The sequence below is a fragment of the Streptomyces sp. NBC_00028 genome, assembly GCF_045041065.1.
Taxonomy (GTDB): Bacteria; Actinomycetota; Actinomycetes; order Streptomycetales; family Streptomycetaceae; genus Streptomyces.
Genome location: NZ_CP108293.1, coordinates 9,203,110 through 9,221,192, shown reverse-complemented (window position 1 = coordinate 9,221,192; position 18,083 = coordinate 9,203,110). Strand labels below are relative to the sequence as shown.

The window sequence follows — 18,083 nt, the reverse complement described above, 5'->3', positions numbered from 1 at the left end:
TCGCCCGGAAATTCGGTTGCCCGCGGCCCCTCGCCCGGCGCTAGATTCCGCCCATGGCAGACATCCAGGGCTCGTACGACGATCTGTTCACGGCCGTGCCGGGCGCGCTGGCCGCTTTCCTCGACGAGGGGGACGCCGGCGGCTCGGCCGCGGTCTTCGTGGACGGCGAGGCCGTGGTGGACGTGTGGGGCGGGTACGCGGATGCCGCCCGGACCAGGCCGTGGGAGCGCGACACCGTCGTGAACGTCTTCTCGGTGACCAAGACGATGACGGCCCTCGCCGCCCTGGTCCTGGTGGACCGGGGCGAGCTCGACCTGGACGCGCCCGTGGCCCGGTACTGGCCCGAGTTCGCCGCCGCGGGCAAGGACAAGGTGCTCGTACGGCATCTGCTGTCGCACACCGCGGGCCTGCCCGACTACGACGGGCCCGTCGCCGAGATCTACGACTGGCCCGCCGTCACGGCCCGGCTCGCGGCGCTGGCCCCGCAGTGGGAGCCGGGAACCGCGGCCGGCTACCACTCCCTCACCCAGGGCTTCCTGGTGGGCGAGGTGGTCCGCCGGATCACGGGCCGCACCCTGGGCACGTTCTTCGCCGAGGAGGTGGCCGGGCCCCTCGGCGCCGACTTCCGGATCGGTCTGGGCCCGCGGGACGACCACCGCGTGGCGCTCGCCGTCCCGCCGCCCTCGCACGACGAGGACTACACGGCGAGCGCTCCGAACGCGGAACCGAAGCCCGCCACCGCGACCGCGCTGCGGGTCCGGGACGCCAACAGCCTGGCCTGGCGCCGGGCCGAGATCCCGGCGGCGAACGGCTACGGAAACGCCCGGTCCGTCGCCCTCGTGCAGTCGGCGATGGCGTGCGGGGGCACGGTCGGCGGGGTTCGGCTGCTGTCCCCGGCGGGGTGCGCACGGGCGTGGGAGGAGCAGTTCGACGGCGCGGACCGCACGCTCGGCATGCCGATGCGCTGGGGCCTGGGCTACGGCCTGTTCGGCACGGCGTACGGCTGGGGCGGGTGGGGCGGCTCCCTCGTCATGGTCGATCCCGAGGCCCGGATGGCGGTGGCCTACGTGACCCACCAGATGCGGGAGCCCGCGGACGACCAGCGGGGCCTGGAGATCGTGTCGGCGGCCTACGAGGGGCTCCAGGGACTGCGCCCCTGACACCGCGTGCCACTCTCGTCCCTGGCCGCCGTCCGGGTGCGCCGCACACGTCCCGTGGCGCATTCTTGCTGTGTCGCCCGAGCGGCGGCACAGCGACGAGGCAGGGCCGATGACTGGGAGCGGTGAGGACACGCACCGGACGCCGGGACCGCTGGCCGCACTGCTGATCGACGCCTCGACGGAGGCGATCGGCGCGGCCGGGGGACACGCCGGCGGTATCTACCTGCGCTCGCACACCCCGGGGATGCTGCGGCTGGCCGTTCTCGCCGGGCTGCCGGGGCCGCTGTTCCGGCCCTGGTGGCGGCTGCACGCCGACCGGCCGTTCCCCGTCGCCGACGCCTACCGGCTCGGGGTGCACGTGGTGCTGCCGAACGCCACGGAGACGATGCGCCACTATCCCCAGTTCGCGGCGGGGCTGCCGTTCCAGTTCGGTTCGCTGTACGTGCCGGTCGTGGGCGCCTCGTCGACGTACGGCGTCCTGACCGTGCTGCGGCCCGCGGCAGCCGACGCGGCCGACGTGCTGAGCGCGCGGGAGCGGCTGACGCGGGTCGCCGAGGACCTGGCCGCCCAGCTGGAGAACCATCAGGAGACGGTCGTCTGGGACGGCGAGCCCCTGTGCGTGCGGCCGCCGGCGGTGCACCCGTCCGTGGGGCGGCTCGGCCGGTTCGCCTGGGACCCGGCGACCGGCGTGGTCACCGCCGACGCGCCGCTGCACGCCCTGCTGGGGGTGGCGCCGACGGAGTTCGCCGGCACCGTGCGGGCCCTCGCGGACGCGGTCTCCCCCGTGGACGCGGAGCGGGTGCTGGCCGCGCTCCACGAGACCGCCGCGAACCGGCCGCCTCCGTCGCTGCCGCTGTATGTGCGGGCCCCGGACGGCGGACTGCGGCTGATGGAGTTCTGGACGCCGGACGCCTCGGCCACCGGGTCCGGCGCGCGGCACGTGCGCGGGTTCGTCCTCGACCCCGGCCCCTCGGCGGCGGGCGACGCCGCCGCCGACCTGCTGCCGGAGGGCGTGTTCTGCCTGGACCGGCTCGGGCTCGTCGCCTACGCGAACCCGCGCGCCGCCCAGCTGCTGCACCAGCCGCGCGACCTGCTCCTCGGGCGCCCGCTGTGGGACAGCGTGCCGTGGCTGAGCCAGCCCGACTTCGAGGACCATCTGCGCAGCGCCCTGCTGTCGCCGGCCCCCGTGCACCTGCATGTGCGGCGGCCTCCCGATCCGGCGCAGGACTCCTTCGAGGGCGACTGGCTGGCGCTGTCGGTCTATCCCGGCCCGGACGTGCTGACCTGCACCGTCCAGCCGAGCAGCCGGATGTCCGACGCGACCGAGGCAGAGGCGGCGGCCGCGGGCGGCGGCGGGGGCGGTACGTCCGGCGCGTCCTCGCTGGCCCCGCTGTACCGGCCGATCGTCCTCGCCATCGCCCTGACCGAGGCCGTCACCGCCCGCCAGGTCTCCGCCGTGGTCATGCGGGAGCTGCTCCCGGCGTTCGGCGGCCGGCGGCTCGCCCTCTACCTCCTTCAGGACCGGCATCTCTTCCTGGCCTGGGAGTCCGGCTTCCCGCCGGGGTTCCTCGCCCCGTTCGACGGCGTGGGCCTCGACGCGCAGTTGCCCGGCGTCGAGACGCTCACCACCGGCCGGCCGCTCTTCTTCGACTCCATGGAACAGCTCTCCGCCGCCTACCCCGGCATCGCGCTGGACGCCACGGAGGGTGCTCGCGCCTTCCTGCCGCTGATCGCCTCGGGGCGCCCGGTCGGCTCCTGCATCCTCGGCTTCGACCGGCCGCACAGCTTCAGCGGCGAGGAGCGCTCGGTGCTGACCGCGCTCGCCGGGCTGATCGCGCACGCCATGGAGAAGGCCCAGCGCTACGAGAGCGAGGCCGCGCTCGCCCGCGGGCTCCAGCAGGCGCTGCTGCCCCGGCGGCTGACGGACCATCCGCTGGTGGAGACCGCCGGGCGCTATCTGCCGGGCACCCAGGGCATGGAGGTGGGCGGCGACTGGTACGACGTCGTCGAGTCGGGGGACGGCCTGGCCCTGGTGATCGGGGACGTCCAGGGACACGGTGTGCAGGCCGCCGCGACCATGGGGCAACTGCGCAGCGCGGTCCGGGCGTTCGCGCTCGGCGACCGGCCGCCGGACGAGGTCATGAGCGGGACGAACCATCTCCTCATCGACCTCGATCCCGGTCAGTTCGCCAGTTGCTGCTACATCCGGCTCGACCCGGCGACCGGGCTCGCCCGCGCGGCCCGGGCCGGCCATCCCCCGCCCCTGCTGCGCAACCCCGACGGCTCCACCCGCGTCCTCGACCTGCCCGGCGGCGTCGTCCTCGGCGTCGACGCCGGGGCCCGCTACCCGGTCACCGAGTTGCAGGTGGAGCCCGGCGCCGTCCTCGCGCTCTACACCGACGGTCTCGTCGAACGGCCCGGCGTCGACATCGACGACGGCATCAGCGCCCTGCGGCTGGCCCTGACCCGGGCCGGCAACCCCTCGACCCGCCTCGCGGACCTGGCTGACCGTCTCACCACGGCGGCCCAGCACACCGCGGAGCGGCCGGACGACATCGCCCTGCTGCTGGCGACGCGGCGACCGGAGCGACGGCGGCGGCAGCGATGAGCCGCCGTCAGCGACCTGCCACGCCTGGGGCGCCGGGAGGTGCGAGGGCGATGCCGAGGTGTCGTGCAGGACGTGTCACAGTCCGTGACGCCCCTCGCCTCCTGGGGCCGTGCAGTGTAGACATGGCACATGGCCCGACTCTCGCAGCGTGACGCAGGCCGGTCGCGGCGCGGGCGGGCGGAGGCGCGGTCGGCGCTGGGCGGGCGCAGTGTCGCCTGGCAGGTGTTCGTGCTCCAGGTCGTGATCGTGCTGCTGCTGGTCGTGGCCGCGGTGGTGGCCCTGGTGCTCCAGGTGCGGCACGACAGCACGACCGAGGCCCGCAACCGCTCGGTCGCCGTCGCCGAGGCCTTCGCCAACGCCCCGGGCACCCGCGAGGCGCTCAGCGCCCCGGATCCCACCGCGGTGCTCCAGCCCCGGGCCGAGGCGGCGCGCAAGGCGACCGGCGTGGACTTCATCGTCGTGCTCAACACCGACGGGATCCGTTACACGCATCCCAAGCCGGACCGCATCGGCAAGAAGTTCGTCGGCAATCTCGCGCCCGCGCTGGCCGGGCACGTGGTGACCGAGCAGATCGACGGGACGATCGGGCCGCTGGTGCAGGCCGTCGTGCCGATCAAGGACCCGGACGGCAAGGTCGTCGGAGCGGTGTCGGCCGGGATCACCACGGAACACGTGGGCGGGACGGCGGACCAGCAGCTGCCGCTGCTGATCGCGATGGCGGCCGTCGGTCTCGCGGTGGCCACGGCGGGCACGGCCCTGGTCAGCAGACGGTTGCAGCGCCAGACGCACGGTCTGGGTCCGCACGAGATGACCCGCATGTACGAACACCACGACGCGGTGCTGCACGCCGTGCGCGAGGGCGTGCTCATCGCGGACGGGGAGGGCAGGCTCCTGCTCGCCAACGACGAGGCGCAGCGGCTGCTGCATCTGCCGGCGGACGCCGAGGGGCGGCTCGTCCTCGACCTGGGTCTGCCGCCGGACACGGCCGATCTGCTGGCCTCCGGGCGGGTCGCGACGGACGAGGTGCACCTGGTCGGCGACCGGCTGCTGGCGGTCAACCAGCGGGCCACCGAGCTGGAGGGCGGCCCGGCGGGCACGGTGGCGACCCTGCGCGACTCCACGGAGCTGCGGGCTCTGTCGGGCCGGGCGGAGACGGCGCGGGAGCGGCTGAACATGCTCTACGACGCCGGGGTGGGCATCGGCACCAGCCTGGACGTGACGCGGACCGCCGAGGAGCTGGCGGAGCTGGTCGTGCCGCGATTCGCGGACTTCGCGACCGTGGACCTGTTCGACGCGGTGCTCGGCGGCGGTCAGCCGGAGGCGGGGACCGAACTGCGGCGCACGGCGTTCAGCGGGATCCGCAAGGACGCGCCGCTGTACCCGGTGGGCGAGCGGATGCGGCTGGTGGCGTCGGCGCCGCAGGCCCGCGCCCTGCGTTCGGGTCAGGCGGTCCTGGAGGCCCGGCTGGCCGAGTCGCCGGGGTGGCGGGCCCAGGATCTGGAACGCACCGCGCAGGTCCTGGAGTTCGGCATCCACTCGCTGATCACCGTGCCGCTGCGGGCCGGGGCCCTGGTCCTCGGCGTGGTCAACTTCTGGCGTTCGCAGAAGCCGGAGCCCTTCGACACCGACGAACTCGCCCTGGCGGAGGAGCTGGTGACCCGGGCGGCGGTCTCCATCGACAACGCCCGCCGCTACACCCGCGAGCACACCATGGCGGTCACGCTCCAGCGCAGCCTGCTGCCACGGAGTCTGCCCGAGCAGAACGCCCTGGACATCGCCTACCGCTATCTGCCCGCGCAGGCCGGCGTCGGCGGCGACTGGTTCGACGTACTGCCCCTGTCCGGCGCCCGGGTGGCCCTGGTGGTCGGCGACGTCGTCGGTCACGGTCTGCACGCGGCGGCGACGATGGGGCGGCTGCGCACCGCGGTCCACAACTTCTCCGCCCTCGACCTGCCGCCCGACGAACTGCTGGCCCTGCTGGACGAGTTGGTCGGCCGCATCGACCAGGACGAGACCCAGGAGGGCGACGGCGCCCCCGTCACCGGCGCGACCTGTCTGTACGCCGTCTACGACCCGGTGTCCGGGCGCTGCACGGTCGCGCGCGCCGGACATCCGCCGCCCGCGCTGATCCGTCCCGACGGCGGTGTGGAGTTCCCGGACGTGCCCGCCGGGCCCCCACTGGGTCTTGGCGGCCTGCCGTTCGAGACCGCCGACCTCGAACTCGCCGAGGGCAGCAGGCTGGTGCTCTACACGGACGGACTGGTCGAGGACCGGGAGCGGGACATCGACGTGGGTCTGGAGCTGCTGGCCGCCGCCCTGGAGCGGGCCGGCGAGTCGCCCGAGGAGACCTGCCAGGTCGTGCTCGACTCCAAGCTCACGGCCCGCCCCAGTGACGACATCGCCCTGATCGTGGCCCGCACCCGTGCGCTCGACCCCGGCCGGGTGGCCGAGTGGCAGGTGCCGGCCGACCCGGCGGCGGTCGGGCGGGTACGGGCCGAGGTCACCCGGCGGTTGACTCAATGGGGCCTGGAGGACCTGGAGTTCACCACCGAGCTGATCCTGAGCGAGCTCGTGACGAACGCGATCCGCTACGGCGGTGAGCCCATCCGCGTCCGGGTGCTGTACGACCGCACCCTGATCTGCGAGGTCTTCGACAGCAGCAGCACCTCGCCGCATCTGCGCTACGCGGCGATGACGGACGAGGGCGGTCGCGGACTGTTCCTGGTCGCCCAGCTCGCCGAGCGCTGGGGCACGCGGTACACGCCCGAGGGCAAGGTCATCTGGGCGGAGCAGCCGCTGCCGTAACCGGCGCGTTGTTCATAGGTACGAACCTTTGACGCGATGGGTGTTCCTTGCGCCCCAACTCTGATAGTAAACCTTCCTATCAGTTCACGTACGGCCAACTCGCCACCCCCCACCTCCACTTGGAGCCGCCGTGAAACACCTGTCCCGTCGCGCCCTGCTCGGCCTGATCGGCGCGTCCGCGGTCACCGTCCCCCTGCTCACCTCCGAGGCGGCCGCGGTCTGCGCCACCGCGGTCGGACTCGACGACCCGGCGAAGAAGGAGATCGCCATGCAGTTGGTGTCGAGCGCGGAGAACTCCTCGCTCGACTGGAAGGCGCAGTACAAGTACATCGAGGACATCGGCGACGGCCGCGGCTACACCGCGGGCATCATCGGCTTCTGCTCCGGCACCGGCGACATGCTCGACCTCGTCGAGCTGTACACCGACCGCAAGCCCGGCAACGTCCTCGCCCGCTACCTCCCGGCGCTGCGCCAGGTCGACGGCAGCGACTCGCACGCGGGCCTGGACCCGAACTTCCCCGGTGACTGGCGCCGGGCCGCGCAGGACGCGGAGTTTAGGCGGGCCCAGGACGACGAGCGCGACCGCGTGTACTTCAACCCGGCCGTGCGGCAGGGCAAGGCCGACGGGCTGCGCGTGCTCGGGCAGTTCGCGTACTACGACGCCATCGTCATGCACGGCGACGGCACCGACCCGACCAGCTTCCGCAACATCCGGGGGCGGGCGCTGAACCGGGCCCGGACGCCGGCCCAGGGCGGCGACGAGGTCACCTACCTCAACGCCTTCCTGGACGCCCGGGTGTGGGCCATGAAGCAGGAGGAGGCCCACAGCGACACCAGCCGCGTCGACACGGCCCAGCGGGTGTTCCTGCGCAAGGGCAACCTGAACCTCGACCCGCCGCTGGACTGGAAGGTGTACGGGGACAGTTACCACATCGGCTGACCGGCGGCGGGAGGCTGCCTACGGGCGTTGTCCGACGCGATCGACAACGCCCGTCTCCTGCCGGGCCCGCAGCTCGTGATAGCGGTCGTGCAGCTTCATCCGGCCGTCCACCGGCTCCCCGGTGCCTCCGTCCACGTTCAGCCCGAGGTAGGCGTAGGTCTTCGTGTCGAAAAGGAACGCGAAGTCGTACTCCGGGTAGGAGACCGCGATCCCCTGACGGCCGAGCGCGTCGACGGCCCCGCGGTCGATCCGGATGCCGGGGATCCGCGCGACCGCCTCGAAGGAGGCCGCCTCCAGTCCGGGCGGCATGACGCGCGGCACCGCGAAGAACTGGATGGCGTTCACGAACGCCGTCCGGTCGTCCCCGTCCTGGCCCATCCGCAGTCGTTCGAGAAGGTCATCCGGGTCCGTCGGCCACTTCGCCAGTGCGGTGTACTCGGTCGGCGGCCACATCACCTCGTGTTCGCCCAGCGGGGGGTCGTTGTGGACCTTGCCGTACTCCTGGCGCCTGGAGGGCCTGGAGCCGTCCACGGAGGTCCAGCTCTCGTCCGTCCAGGTCTTCGTCCGGCCGTCCTTCACATAGGTCCGGCTGATGAACGTCTTGGTGTACAGGTACTGGTCGCCGCGCGGGACCGGCAGCCCCGCCCCGTCGGCCCGCGTCCGCGCCGCGGCCTTGTGCAGCAGTTCCGCCGCACTCAAGGTGGCCATCCGCGGAGTGCCGGCGTCACGCTCGCCCCGGGTGGCGACGACCACCCCGCCCGCGACCGCCGCCGCGGCCGTTCCGGCGACGGCTACGCGCAGCATCAGCCGCCGCGACAGCGCCCCCGGACGGCTCTCCTGAATGACGGCGCGCCGCAGCCGGGCGCGGGCGGCGAAACGGGCCTCGTCGGTGAGCGGGGCCACGTCGGCCTCCAGTTCACGTACGGCGGTGAGGTCATCCACGTCCGGTCTCCTCTGTCTCCTCGTGCAGGGCTGTGGGATCCGACCCGCCCAGCGCCTCGCGCAGCCTGGTCCGCGCACGGTGCAGCCGGGAGCGCACGGTGCCCACGGGGATGCCGAGCGCCTCCGCCGCCTCCGCGTAGTCGAGGTCGCCCCAGGCGATCACCAGCAGCACGTCCCGGTACCGGGCGGGCAACTTCGCCAGCGCGCCCGCCAGTTCGGCGCGCGTCCGCTCGGCGCTCACCCGCGCCGCCACCCGGTCCGCGAGCGCCTCACCGCCGTCACCGCTCCCTGTCGCGGCGACCCGCGAGAGCGCTCTGAGCCGCCGCGCCTCGGCACGCCGGTGCTGGCCGACGAGGTTGGAGACGATTCCGTACAGCCACGGGCGGGCGTGCGGTCGCGTCAGGTCGTAGCGGCGGCGCTGCTGGAACGCGACGACGAAGGTCTCGGCCATGAGGTCGTCGGCGGCCTCGGGGCCGAGCCGGCGGGCGACGTACCGGTGGATGTCGTCGGCGTACCGGTGGAAGAGGAGCTCGAAGGCGTCGGGCTCCGCCCAGGACCGCTCGACGACCGAGGCGTCGGAGGGGGCGTCGTCGTGGCGGGCGACGGCGGGGCGGTCTCCGACGCACGGATCGCCGGTGGATTTCATGCGGTTCCCTCGAAGTCACGGGCATGGTCGACCACTGTTGGCCGATCCCCGCGATCCGGTTCCCGAAGGGTGTGAGAAGGTGCTCGCGCGGCCCGCGCCCGCTCATAAAGTAGCCTTATGAGCCCATAGATCGGACCCGCGTACCGGGTTAGGCTTGCCTTAGCTTAGGCTTCCCGACGAGATCGCTTGTCGCCTCTCGAAGGGAACCTGATCATGCCCCGCCCCCTGCGGGTAGCCATCGTCGGCGCCGGCCCGGCCGGCATCTACGCCGCCGACGCTCTGCTCAAGTCCGACGTGGCCACCGAGCCCGGTGTGTCCATCGACATCTTCGAGCGGATGCCCGCCCCGTTCGGGCTGATCCGGTACGGCGTCGCTCCCGACCACCCCCGCATCAAGGGCATCGTCAAGGCCCTCCACCAGGTCCTCGACAAGCCGCAGGTGCGCCTCTTCGGCAACGTGGACTACGGCACCGACGTCCACCTGGACGACCTGCGCGCCTTCTACGACGGTGTCATCTTCTCGACCGGCGCGATGGCCGACCGCGAGCTGCGCATACCGGGCGTCGAGCTCGACGGCTCCTACGGCGCCGCCGACTTCGCGTCCTGGTACGACGGCCACCCCGACGTGCCGCGCACCTGGCCGCTGGAGGCGGAGAAGGTCGCCGTCCTGGGCGTGGGCAACGTGGCCCTGGACATCTCCCGCATCCTCGCCAAGACGGCGGACGAGCTGCTGCCGACCGAGATCCCGCCGAACGTCTACGAGGGCCTCAAGGCCAACAAGGCCGTCGAGATCCACGTCTTCGGCCGCCGCGGCCCGGCGCAGGCGAAGTTCAGCCCGATGGAGCTGCGCGAGCTGGACCACTCCCCCAACATCGAGGTCATCGTCAACCCCGAGGACATCGACTACGACGAGGGCTCGATCGCCGAGCGCCGGGGCAACAAGCAGGTCGACATGGTCGCCAAGACCCTGGAGAACTGGGCGATCCGCGACATCGGCGAGCGCCCGCACAAGCTCTTCCTGCACTTCTTCGAGTCCCCGACCGAGATCCTCGGCGAGGACGGCAAGGTCGTCGGTCTGCGCACCGAGCGCACGGAGCTGGACGGCACCGGGAACGTCAAGGGCACCGGCAAGTTCACCGACTGGGACGTCAACGCGGTCTACCGCGCGGTCGGTTACCTCTCCGACAAGCTGCCCAAGCTGCCCTGGGACATCGACTCGGGCACCGTCCCGGACGCCGGCGGCCGGGTCCTCCAGGAGGGCGGCGAGCACCTGACGTCCACGTACGTCACCGGCTGGATCCGGCGCGGCCCGGTGGGTCTCATCGGCCACACCAAGGGCGACGCCAACGAGACGGTCGCCAACCTGCTGGACGACTACGCGAACGACCGTCTCCAGACGCCGGCTTCGCCCGCCCCCGAGGCCGTGGAGGAGTTCCTCGCCGAGCGCGAGATCCGCTTCACCACCTGGGAGGGCTGGTACAAGCTGGACGCCGCCGAGCAGGCGCTGGGTGAGCCGCAGGGCCGGGAGCGCGTGAAGATCGTCGAACGCGAGGACATGCTCAAGGCGAGCGGCGCGTAAGCGAGTTGCCGTAGGCAGAGCGAAGGGGCCGGGGATCGTACTCCCGGCCCCTTCGCGCGTTCAGTGGTGCGCCACGGTGACGACGATCTTCCCGACCTGTGCGCCCGCCTCCAGGTAACGGTGCGCCTCGGCGATGTCCGCCAGGGCGAAGGTCCGGTCGACGACCGGGGCGAACACTCCCGTGCGCAGTCCGGACGCGACGAACGCCTCGGCGCGGCGCAGGCGTTCGGGGTCGCGGGTCGTCTCGTGGAGCGTGTACGTACGCATGTTGAGCGCGGGCATGCCCAGTTCGAAGCCCGGGTACGGGGTCGGTTGCCCGCTCAGCGCCCCGTACAGCAGCAGTGTGCCGCCGGGGGCGACCGCCCGGGCCAGGTCGACCACTCCGGGTCCCGCGACGGCGTCGAAGACGAACTCGGCGCCCCGCCCGGCGGTGCGGTCGAGGATCCGCTCGGCGACGTCCTCCTCCTGCGTCACGATCACGTCGGCGGCGCCCGCCTTCCGCAGCGCCTCGGCCTTGGCGCGGGTGCGTGTGGTGGCGACGGGGACGGCGCCGACGCTGCGGGCGACCTGGATCGCGGCCAGGCCGACGCTGCTGGAGGCGGCGGTCAGGACGACCGTGTCCCCGGCACGCATCCCGGCGACCTCGACGAGCGCCCCGTAGGCCGTCACGTACGGCATCCAGATGGCCGCGCCCGCCACGGCGTCGAGCCCTTCGGGGCGGTGGAGCACGGCCCGGGCGGGGACGACGGCGCGCTCGGCGTAGACGCCGTACTCGTTCATCGAGAACGCGGGCACCACGCTGACCGGTTGCCCGGCCGTAAAGCCTGTCACCCCGGCGCCGACGGCCTCCACGACACCCGCGGCCTCGGTGCCGAGCCGGGCGGGGAACTCCTTGACGGGTTCGATGTACTGACCGCTGCGGAACAGGACCTCGGCCCGGTTGAGGCCGATCGCGTCCACACGGATGAGCAGTTCGCCCGGCCCCGGTTCGCCCACCGGCACGTCCTCCAGCCGCAGCACCTCGGGTCCGCCGACCTCATGGAATCGCACGGTCCTGGCCATCTCGTCTCCCCGTTTCCGATCCGGCGTTCAGATTTCGACGACTGTCGAACTTCGACAGCCATCGTAGTATGCCGGAGCCTAGAGCCGCTCGCGTTCCCCCGTGGTACGCCCGAGGCAGGCGATCGACCCCGGGTCCGGTACCGGGATCTCACGGAAGCCGAGGCGGTCGTAGAAGGCGCGGGCGGGGACGTTGGCCGTCGCCATCACCAGGTGGACGGCCGGGACCCCGCGCTCGGCGAGGGCGCGCAGCAGGGTCCGCATCAACTCCCGGCCGTAGCCGCGCCCCTGCCACTCGGGGAGCAGGTCGATGTGCAAGTGGGCGGGGTACGGAGCGAGTTCGGGGACGATCATCCGCTCGGGGTCGTGCAGGAGCCGGATCATCAGCTCGTCCGGACTGCCGGGGGCGGCACTGCCCTCCGGATACCGGTCGGCGACCAGCGGGAGCCACTTGGTGCGGAACTCGGCGACGAAGCGGGGGGTGTCGGCGACGCCGAGGATGTATCCGACGGCCTGCCCTCGGCCGTCGTCGAGCACGAAGGCGAGGTCGGGCTCCAACGCGGCGTACGGTTGCGCGAAGATCACCGGAAGGATGCCGGGGTCGGCATAGACCGGCCTGGCGTCCAGGCCGTTGTGCGCGGTACGGATGCAGATGTCGTCGAGGGCGGCCCGGTCGTCGGGGCGGTAGCGGCGGATCGCGGGTGGCGAAGTCATCGCAGCATCCTGACCGGTTGGGAGCGCTCCCACAAGCCTGACGCTCCTACGCGCGCGGCATGAGCGAAAGATCGCCTGTTAGCGTCCTGCGGTGTTCTCCCTCCAAGAGCCCGCCTTCTTCACCCGCCTGCGCGACGCGCGGCGGATACTCGTCGCCGGCGCGGGCGGCGGTTTCGACGTCTACGCCGGCCTTCCCCTGGCCCTCGCCCTCCAGGCCGCCGGGAAGGAAGTGCACCTGGCCAACCTGTCGTTCGCCGACCTCTATGGCCTGGATCTGGACGTATGGCTGGACCAGGACGTCGCCGCCGTCCGCCCCGACACCACGGCCCGCGGCGACTACTTCCCCGAGCGCACCCTCGCCCGCTGGCTGGACCGGCAGGGCCTGCCCTCGACGGTGTACGCCTTCCCGCTCACCGGGGTGCGTCCGCTGCGGGCCGCCTATCGCACGCTCCTCGACCACCTGGGTCCGGTGGACGCGATCGTGCTGGTGGACGGCGGGACCGACATCCTTCTGCGTGGCGACGAGCACGGACTCGGCACCCCCGAGGAGGACATGGCGAGCCTGGCAGCGGTGGCCGGGCTGGACGACGTACCCGAACGGCTCGTGGCCTGCCTGGGGTTCGGGGTGGACGCCCATCACGGGGTGAACCACTCCCTGGTCCTGGAGAATCTTGCCGCGCTGGAGCGCGAGGGCGGTTACCTGGGCGCGTTCTCGCTGCCCCGCGAGAGCCGGGAGGGTGCCCTGTACCTGGACGCGGTGGCCCACGCCCAGGAGTGCACCCCGGACCATCCGAGCATCGTCAACGGCTCCGTCGCCGCGGCCGTGCGCGGCGATTTCGGGGACGTGCGCTTCACCGAACGAACCCGCGACAGCGAGCTGTTCATCAATCCGCTGATGGCCCTGTACTTCTGCGTGGACGCCCTCGCCCTCGCCGGCCGCAACCTCTACCTCGACCGTCTCGAGAACACCGCGCTGATGCGTCAGATCCACTCCGTCATCGCGGAGTTCCGCGACACACTGCCCCGGCAGCGGCCTCCGCGCGCCTACCCGCACTGACGTGGTCACATTTCGGGAACCCGGTGATGATCACACAAGAAGGTTGTATACGCTCCAGGTTCTTCTTCACTGAACCTTCACAGGGGGGCTTTGTCATGCGTATACGCCTTGCCACCACCACGGCCGCCGCCGCCGCTGCCGCGGGCACGCTCATAGCGCTCACCGCGGTGCCCGCGCAGGCCGCCGAGTACACGTCCGCGCTGAAGATCCGCGGGGTCCAGTACGACGCGCCCGGGAGCGACTCCAACAACTGTTCCACCGGGAACACCAAAGACGAGTACGTGACGATCAAGAACTACTCCTCGACCAAGACCGTGAACCTCAAGGGGTACTGGGTCGAGGACGCGGCCGGTAACTACTTCGAGTTCACCGCGAACCACTACCTCCAGCCCGGCGACTACGTGAAGCTGCGCGGCGGCAACGGCAGCGACTCGGACGCGAAGAACGTCGTCTACCGCGACAACTGCAACTTCATCTGGAACAACGACAAGGACACGATCTACCTGTTCAAGCCCGCCGGCAGCCGGGCCGACGTCCACTCCTACACCAAGAGCGGGTCGGACCCGGACCGCGACGGTTACGTCAAGTTCCACAGCTGAGCGCGCGGCGCGGCCCCGTCAGCGGGGGGCGAGGTCGCGCCTGGCCACCACCGCCAGTGCCACGACGAGGAGGGTGAGCGCGCCCGCCTGGGCGAGCGCGCCGGCGAGGTAGACGGCGGGCAGCGGGAGGCCGAGCCACAGGATCAGCGACGCCGTCCGGACCGCGAGGACCAGCAGGCCCAGCGACGCGAGGGCCAGAGCGCCGCTTCCGGCACCGGATTCCGCGCGGCGGGTGCGCAGCAGCAGCCAGCCGAGGGCCGCGAGGACGAAGCAGGTCGCGGGCGCCCACGCGAGGTCGGCCATGGTGGGCAGGAGCGCGACGGAGCCGCCGGTGACCACACAGCAGGCGAGGAACGCGAGGCCGGGAGTGCCGACGGGCAGTACGGCGGGCGGGGCGTCGCGGTGGTAGGCGGCGCACAGGGCGAGGGTCGGCAGCCAGGCGAACAGTGCGTTGGCGGTGACGAAGTAGGGCGCGGACAGCGGCCATTCGGTCACCAGCGGCTCGATCAGCGGCCACAGCGAGGGCAGCGCGGCCAACAGCACGGCGGCGCGGGCCAGGCGCCGGCGGTCGTGGACGAGGGCGAAGAACCCGACCGTCCACAGCAGCGGCAGCACCCATCCGGCGATCGCGACGACGGTCGGCAGCGGGCCGCTGCCGGTGAAGCCGGTCAGGAAGACGTCCCATTCCCGGGGGCCCCGGGTGGCCGACCAGGTGACCCGCAGGACCTCGTCGGAGACGATCGCCGCCGCCTGGAGCAGAACGGCGTACAGCGCGAAGTTCCGGGCGGCCGAGCCGAGCAGGGCGTAGCGCCGGGGGGCGCCGGCGGCGGCCAGTCGGCTGCGTACGGCGAGGGCGGCGATGCTCGCCACCTCGCCGAAGGTGGGCCTGCTCTGGTCCTGGGTCTCCTGGTCGACGTCCCAGAGGTAGACCTCGACCATCTCCTCCTCCCGGTCCCGGCGGTAGTAGGCGGGGAGCAGGCGCAGCACGGTGCGGTAGCGCGCTTCGAGCAGGGTCGTCATGCGAGTCCTCCGGCGAGTCCGGGTCCGGTGACGGGCGGGGTGCCGCCGGCCTTGCGGCCCTCGGCGATGCGCTGCTTGGCGGCGCTGGCGCCCGCGGCCATCCGCTCCGCCTCGGCGGAGAGGGCCCGCATGCCCTCGTCGGTGAGGCGGTAGTAGCGCCGGAGCCGGCCCTGCTGCACCTCTTCGCGGTCCAGCACGATCAGTCCGTCCGCGGTGAGCCGGTCCAGTACGCCGTACAGCGTGCCGACGCGCAGCTGCACCGCGCCGTCGGACAGCTCCTCGACCTCGCGCAGGATGCCGTAGCCGTGTCGCGGCTCGTCGGCCAGGGCGGTCAGGACGAAGAACGCCGCCTGAGTCATGTTCCTCGATGCCATGGAACTGAATATATCGGCTCCCGATATATTCTGCGAGCCGAACCCGCCCTTCCGTCCGGGCGGTCAGGAATGGAGAAGCGCCGGCCCCGCGTCCGGATCTAGCCTGAGAGCCACGCCGCCTCGGCTCCGCCGAGCACCCCGGTCCGACGGAGGAGAGACGACACACATGGCCAGGAAGACGGATCCGCAGGCCGCCGCGCCGCACCTCGCCGACAGCCACGATCTGATCCGCGTGCACGGGGCGCGCGAGAACAACCTCAAGGACGTCAGCATCGAGATCCCGAAACGCCGGCTGACGGTGTTCACCGGGGTGTCCGGTTCCGGCAAGAGCTCACTCGTCTTCGACACCATCGCCGCCGAGTCGCAGCGTCTGATCAACGAGACGTACAGCGCCTTCGTCCAGGGGTTCATGCCCACGCTCGCACGGCCCGAGGTGGACGTCCTCGACGGTCTGACGACGGCGATCAGCGTCGACCAGAGCCGGATGGGCGCCGATCCCCGCTCCACCGTCGGCACCGCCACCGACGCCAACGCGATGCTGCGCATCCTGTTCAGCCGGCTCGGCACCCCGCACATCGGCCCGCCGAGCGCGTACTCCTTCAACGTCGCCTCGGTCTCGGCGCAGGGCGGCCTCACCGTCGACCGGGGCAGTGAGAAGACCAGGACCGAGAAGGTCACCTTCAACCGCACTGGCGGCATGTGCGTCCGCTGCGAGGGCCGCGGCACGGTCACCGACATCGACCTCGCCCAGCTCTTCGACGACTCCAAGTCGCTGAACGAGGACCCGTTCACCATCCCCACCTACACCGGGGACGGCTGGGTGGTGCGGGTCATCAGGGAGTCCGGCTTCTTCGACGCGGACAAGCCGATCCGCAAGTACACGAAGAAGGAGCGGCACGACTTCCTGTACCGCGAGCCCGTCAAGGTGAAGATCAACGGCGTCAACCTCACCTACGAGGGCCTGATCCCCAAGCTCCAGAAGTCGATGCTGTCCAAGGACCCCGAGGCGATGCAGCCGCACATCCGGGCCTTCGTGGAACGCGCGGTCACCTTCGCCCGCTGTCCCGACTGCGACGGCACCCGGCTCACCGAGGGCGCCCGCTCCTCGAAGATCGAGGGGATCAGCATCGCCGACGCCTGCGCGATGGAGATCAGGGACCTGGCCGACTGGGCGCGCGGGCTCAAGGAGCCGTCGGTGGCCCCGCTGCTCACCGCGCTCCAGCACACCCTGGACTCGTTCGTCGAGATCGGCCTCGGCTATCTCGCCCTGGACCGGCCCGCCGGCACCCTGTCGGGCGGCGAGGCGCAGCGCGTGAAGATGATCCGCCACCTCGGCTCCTCGCTCACCGACGTCACCTATGTCTTCGACGAGCCGACCGCGGGCCTGCACCCGCACGACATCCAGCGGATGAACGACCTGCTGCTGCGCCTGCGCGACAAGGGCAACACCGTGCTCGTCGTGGAGCACAAGCCGGAGATGATCGCGATCGCCGACCATGTCGTCGACCTCGGCCCCGGCGCCGGTGTCGCGGGCGGCGCCGTCTGTTACGAGGGCACCCTGGAGGGCCTGCGGGCCTCCGGCACCATCACCGGCCGGCATCTCGACGACCGGGCCACCGTCAAGGAGAGCGTGCGCAGTCCCTCGGGCGCGCTGGAGATCCGGGGCGCGACGGCCAACAACCTCAAGGGCGTCGACGTCGACATCCCGCTCGGGGTGCTCACCGTCATCACCGGTGTCGCCGGCTCCGGCAAGAGCTCGCTCGTGCACGGCTCGGTCCCGCTCGACGCGGGCGTCGTGTCGGTGGACCAGAGTCCGATCAAGGGCTCGCGCCGCAGCAACCCGGCCACCTACACCGGACTGCTCGAACCGATCCGCAAGGCCTTCGCGAAGGCCAACGGCGTCAAGCCGGCCCTGTTCAGCGCCAACTCCGAGGGCGCCTGCCCCACCTGCAACGGTGCGGGCGTCGTCTACACCGACCTCGGGATGATGGCCGGTGTCTCCACCACCTGCGAGGACTGCGACGGCAAGCGGTTCGACGCGTCCGTGCTGGAGTACCGGCTCGGCGGCCGGGACATCAGCGAGGTGCTCGGGATGTCGGTCACGGACGCGGAGGACTTCTTCGGCGCCGGCGAGGCGCACACCCCTGCCGCGCACAGGATCCTGGAGCGGCTCGTCGACGTCGGCCTCGGCTATCTGACCATCGGCCAGCCGCTGACCACGCTGTCCGGCGGTGAGCGCCAGCGCCTGAAGCTCGCCACACACATGGGCGACAAGGGCGGCGTCTACGTCCTCGACGAGCCGACGACCGGTCTGCACCTCGCCGACGTGGAGCAACTCCTCGGTCTGCTGGACCGGTTGGTGGACGCCGGCAAGTCCGTCATCGTCGTCGAGCACCACCAGGCGGTCATGGCCCACGCCGACTGGATCATCGACCTCGGCCCCGGCGCCGGTCACGACGGCGGACGCGTGGTCTTCGAGGGCACCCCGGCCGACCTGGTCGCGGCCCGCTCCACGCTCACCGGCGAGCACCTCGCGGACTACGTCGGCGCCTGACCCGGAGCACCGCCGGACCCTCGGGGC

Annotated in this window: 14 protein-coding genes; 8 read left to right on the top strand and 6 right to left on the bottom strand. The window is 72.0% G+C overall.

The genetic code is table 11. The features are described 5' to 3' along the window. Positions 1–53: 53 nt before the first annotated feature. The 4 genes from OG885_RS41770 to OG885_RS41755 all read left to right on the top strand — a co-directional run bounded on the left by OG885_RS41770 (position 54) and on the right by OG885_RS41755 (position 7,513). The gene (locus OG885_RS41770; protein WP_405741601.1) at positions 54–1,160 is read left to right on the top strand and encodes a serine hydrolase domain-containing protein; all 1,107 of its coding nucleotides are present in this window, start codon (positions 54–56) and stop codon (positions 1,158–1,160) included. Positions 1,161–1,269: 109 nt separating this feature from the next. Next, complete coding sequence (locus tag OG885_RS41765) at positions 1,270–3,768, top strand: SpoIIE family protein phosphatase (RefSeq protein WP_405741598.1); 2,499 nt, start codon at positions 1,270–1,272, stop codon at positions 3,766–3,768. Positions 3,769–3,897: 129 nt separating this feature from the next. Further along, positions 3,898–6,573, top strand: a complete 2,676-nt coding sequence (locus OG885_RS41760) for a SpoIIE family protein phosphatase (protein WP_405741595.1) — start codon at positions 3,898–3,900, stop codon at positions 6,571–6,573. 130 nt (positions 6,574–6,703) lie between these two features. Continuing rightward, positions 6,704–7,513: a chitosanase gene (locus tag OG885_RS41755; RefSeq protein ID WP_405741592.1), complete on the top strand. Its 810-nt coding sequence runs from the start codon at positions 6,704–6,706 to the stop codon at positions 7,511–7,513. Positions 7,514–7,531: 18 nt separating this feature from the next. Here the strand turns inward: OG885_RS41755 and OG885_RS41750 are convergent, their stop codons facing one another. Next, positions 7,532–8,455, bottom strand: a complete 924-nt coding sequence (locus OG885_RS41750) for a CU044_5270 family protein (protein WP_405741589.1) — start codon at positions 8,453–8,455, stop codon at positions 7,532–7,534. After that, complete coding sequence (locus OG885_RS41745; protein WP_405741586.1) at positions 8,448–9,101, bottom strand: RNA polymerase sigma factor; 654 nt, start codon at positions 9,099–9,101, stop codon at positions 8,448–8,450. The genes OG885_RS41750 and OG885_RS41745 overlap by 8 nt, the downstream gene beginning before the upstream one ends. 213 nt (positions 9,102–9,314) lie before the next feature. Between OG885_RS41745 and OG885_RS41740 the strand changes: the two genes are divergently transcribed. After that, on the top strand, positions 9,315–10,679 hold the full coding sequence (locus OG885_RS41740) for an FAD-dependent oxidoreductase (protein ID WP_405741583.1): 1,365 nt from the start codon (positions 9,315–9,317) through the stop codon (positions 10,677–10,679). A gap of 60 nt (positions 10,680–10,739) precedes the next feature. Here the strand turns inward: OG885_RS41740 and OG885_RS41735 are convergent, their stop codons facing one another. Then, on the bottom strand, positions 10,740–11,741 hold the full coding sequence (locus OG885_RS41735; RefSeq protein ID WP_405741580.1) for a zinc-dependent alcohol dehydrogenase family protein: 1,002 nt from the start codon (positions 11,739–11,741) through the stop codon (positions 10,740–10,742). A gap of 78 nt (positions 11,742–11,819) precedes the next feature. Then, the gene (locus OG885_RS41730; protein WP_405741577.1) at positions 11,820–12,452 is read right to left on the bottom strand and encodes a GNAT family N-acetyltransferase; all 633 of its coding nucleotides are present in this window, start codon (positions 12,450–12,452) and stop codon (positions 11,820–11,822) included. A gap of 91 nt (positions 12,453–12,543) precedes the next feature. Between OG885_RS41730 and OG885_RS41725 the strand changes: the two genes are divergently transcribed. Beyond that, on the top strand, positions 12,544–13,509 hold the full coding sequence (locus tag OG885_RS41725; RefSeq protein ID WP_405741574.1) for a DUF1152 domain-containing protein: 966 nt from the start codon (positions 12,544–12,546) through the stop codon (positions 13,507–13,509). A gap of 95 nt (positions 13,510–13,604) precedes the next feature. Then, positions 13,605–14,108, top strand: coding sequence for a lamin tail domain-containing protein (locus OG885_RS41720; RefSeq protein ID WP_405741571.1), 504 nt, complete (start codon positions 13,605–13,607; stop codon positions 14,106–14,108). Between the two features lie 18 nt (positions 14,109–14,126). On the opposite strand, the gene OG885_RS41715 is transcribed toward OG885_RS41720, so the two are convergent. Both OG885_RS41715 and OG885_RS41710 read right to left on the bottom strand, forming a co-directional pair. Next, positions 14,127–15,128 (bottom strand): hypothetical protein, encoded by a 1,002-nt coding sequence (locus OG885_RS41715; protein WP_405741568.1) that lies wholly within the window; start codon positions 15,126–15,128, stop codon positions 14,127–14,129. After that, complete coding sequence (locus tag OG885_RS41710; RefSeq protein WP_405743127.1) at positions 15,125–15,487, bottom strand: PadR family transcriptional regulator; 363 nt, start codon at positions 15,485–15,487, stop codon at positions 15,125–15,127. Before OG885_RS41710 ends, OG885_RS41715 begins: the two co-directional genes overlap by 4 nt. Before the next feature lie 181 nt (positions 15,488–15,668). On the opposite strand from OG885_RS41710, the gene OG885_RS41705 reads away from it, so the two are divergent. Next, complete coding sequence (locus OG885_RS41705) at positions 15,669–18,056, top strand: ATP-binding cassette domain-containing protein (protein ID WP_405741565.1); 2,388 nt, start codon at positions 15,669–15,671, stop codon at positions 18,054–18,056. Positions 18,057–18,083 lie beyond the last annotated feature (27 nt).

Excerpts from the sequence above, each read along its gene's own strand:
- OG885_RS41765 (WP_405741598.1), top strand. The coding sequence starts at position 1,270 with ATGACTGGGAGCGGTGAGGACACGCACCGGACGCCGGGACCGCTGGCC.
- OG885_RS41715 (WP_405741568.1), bottom strand. The coding sequence starts at position 15,128 with ATGACGACCCTGCTCGAAGCGCGCTACCGCACCGTGCTGCGCCTGCTC.
- OG885_RS41735 (WP_405741580.1), bottom strand. The coding sequence starts at position 11,741 with ATGGCCAGGACCGTGCGATTCCATGAGGTCGGCGGACCCGAGGTGCTG.
- OG885_RS41745 (WP_405741586.1), bottom strand. The coding sequence starts at position 9,101 with ATGAAATCCACCGGCGATCCGTGCGTCGGAGACCGCCCCGCCGTCGCC.
- OG885_RS41710 (WP_405743127.1), bottom strand. The coding sequence starts at position 15,487 with ATGACTCAGGCGGCGTTCTTCGTCCTGACCGCCCTGGCCGACGAGCCG.
- OG885_RS41770 (WP_405741601.1), top strand. The coding sequence starts at position 54 with ATGGCAGACATCCAGGGCTCGTACGACGATCTGTTCACGGCCGTGCCG.
- OG885_RS41760 (WP_405741595.1), top strand. The coding sequence starts at position 3,898 with ATGGCCCGACTCTCGCAGCGTGACGCAGGCCGGTCGCGGCGCGGGCGG.
- OG885_RS41720 (WP_405741571.1), top strand. The coding sequence starts at position 13,605 with ATGCGTATACGCCTTGCCACCACCACGGCCGCCGCCGCCGCTGCCGCG.
- OG885_RS41740 (WP_405741583.1), top strand. The coding sequence starts at position 9,315 with ATGCCCCGCCCCCTGCGGGTAGCCATCGTCGGCGCCGGCCCGGCCGGC.
- OG885_RS41705 (WP_405741565.1), top strand. The coding sequence starts at position 15,669 with ATGGCCAGGAAGACGGATCCGCAGGCCGCCGCGCCGCACCTCGCCGAC.
- OG885_RS41730 (WP_405741577.1), bottom strand. The coding sequence starts at position 12,452 with ATGACTTCGCCACCCGCGATCCGCCGCTACCGCCCCGACGACCGGGCC.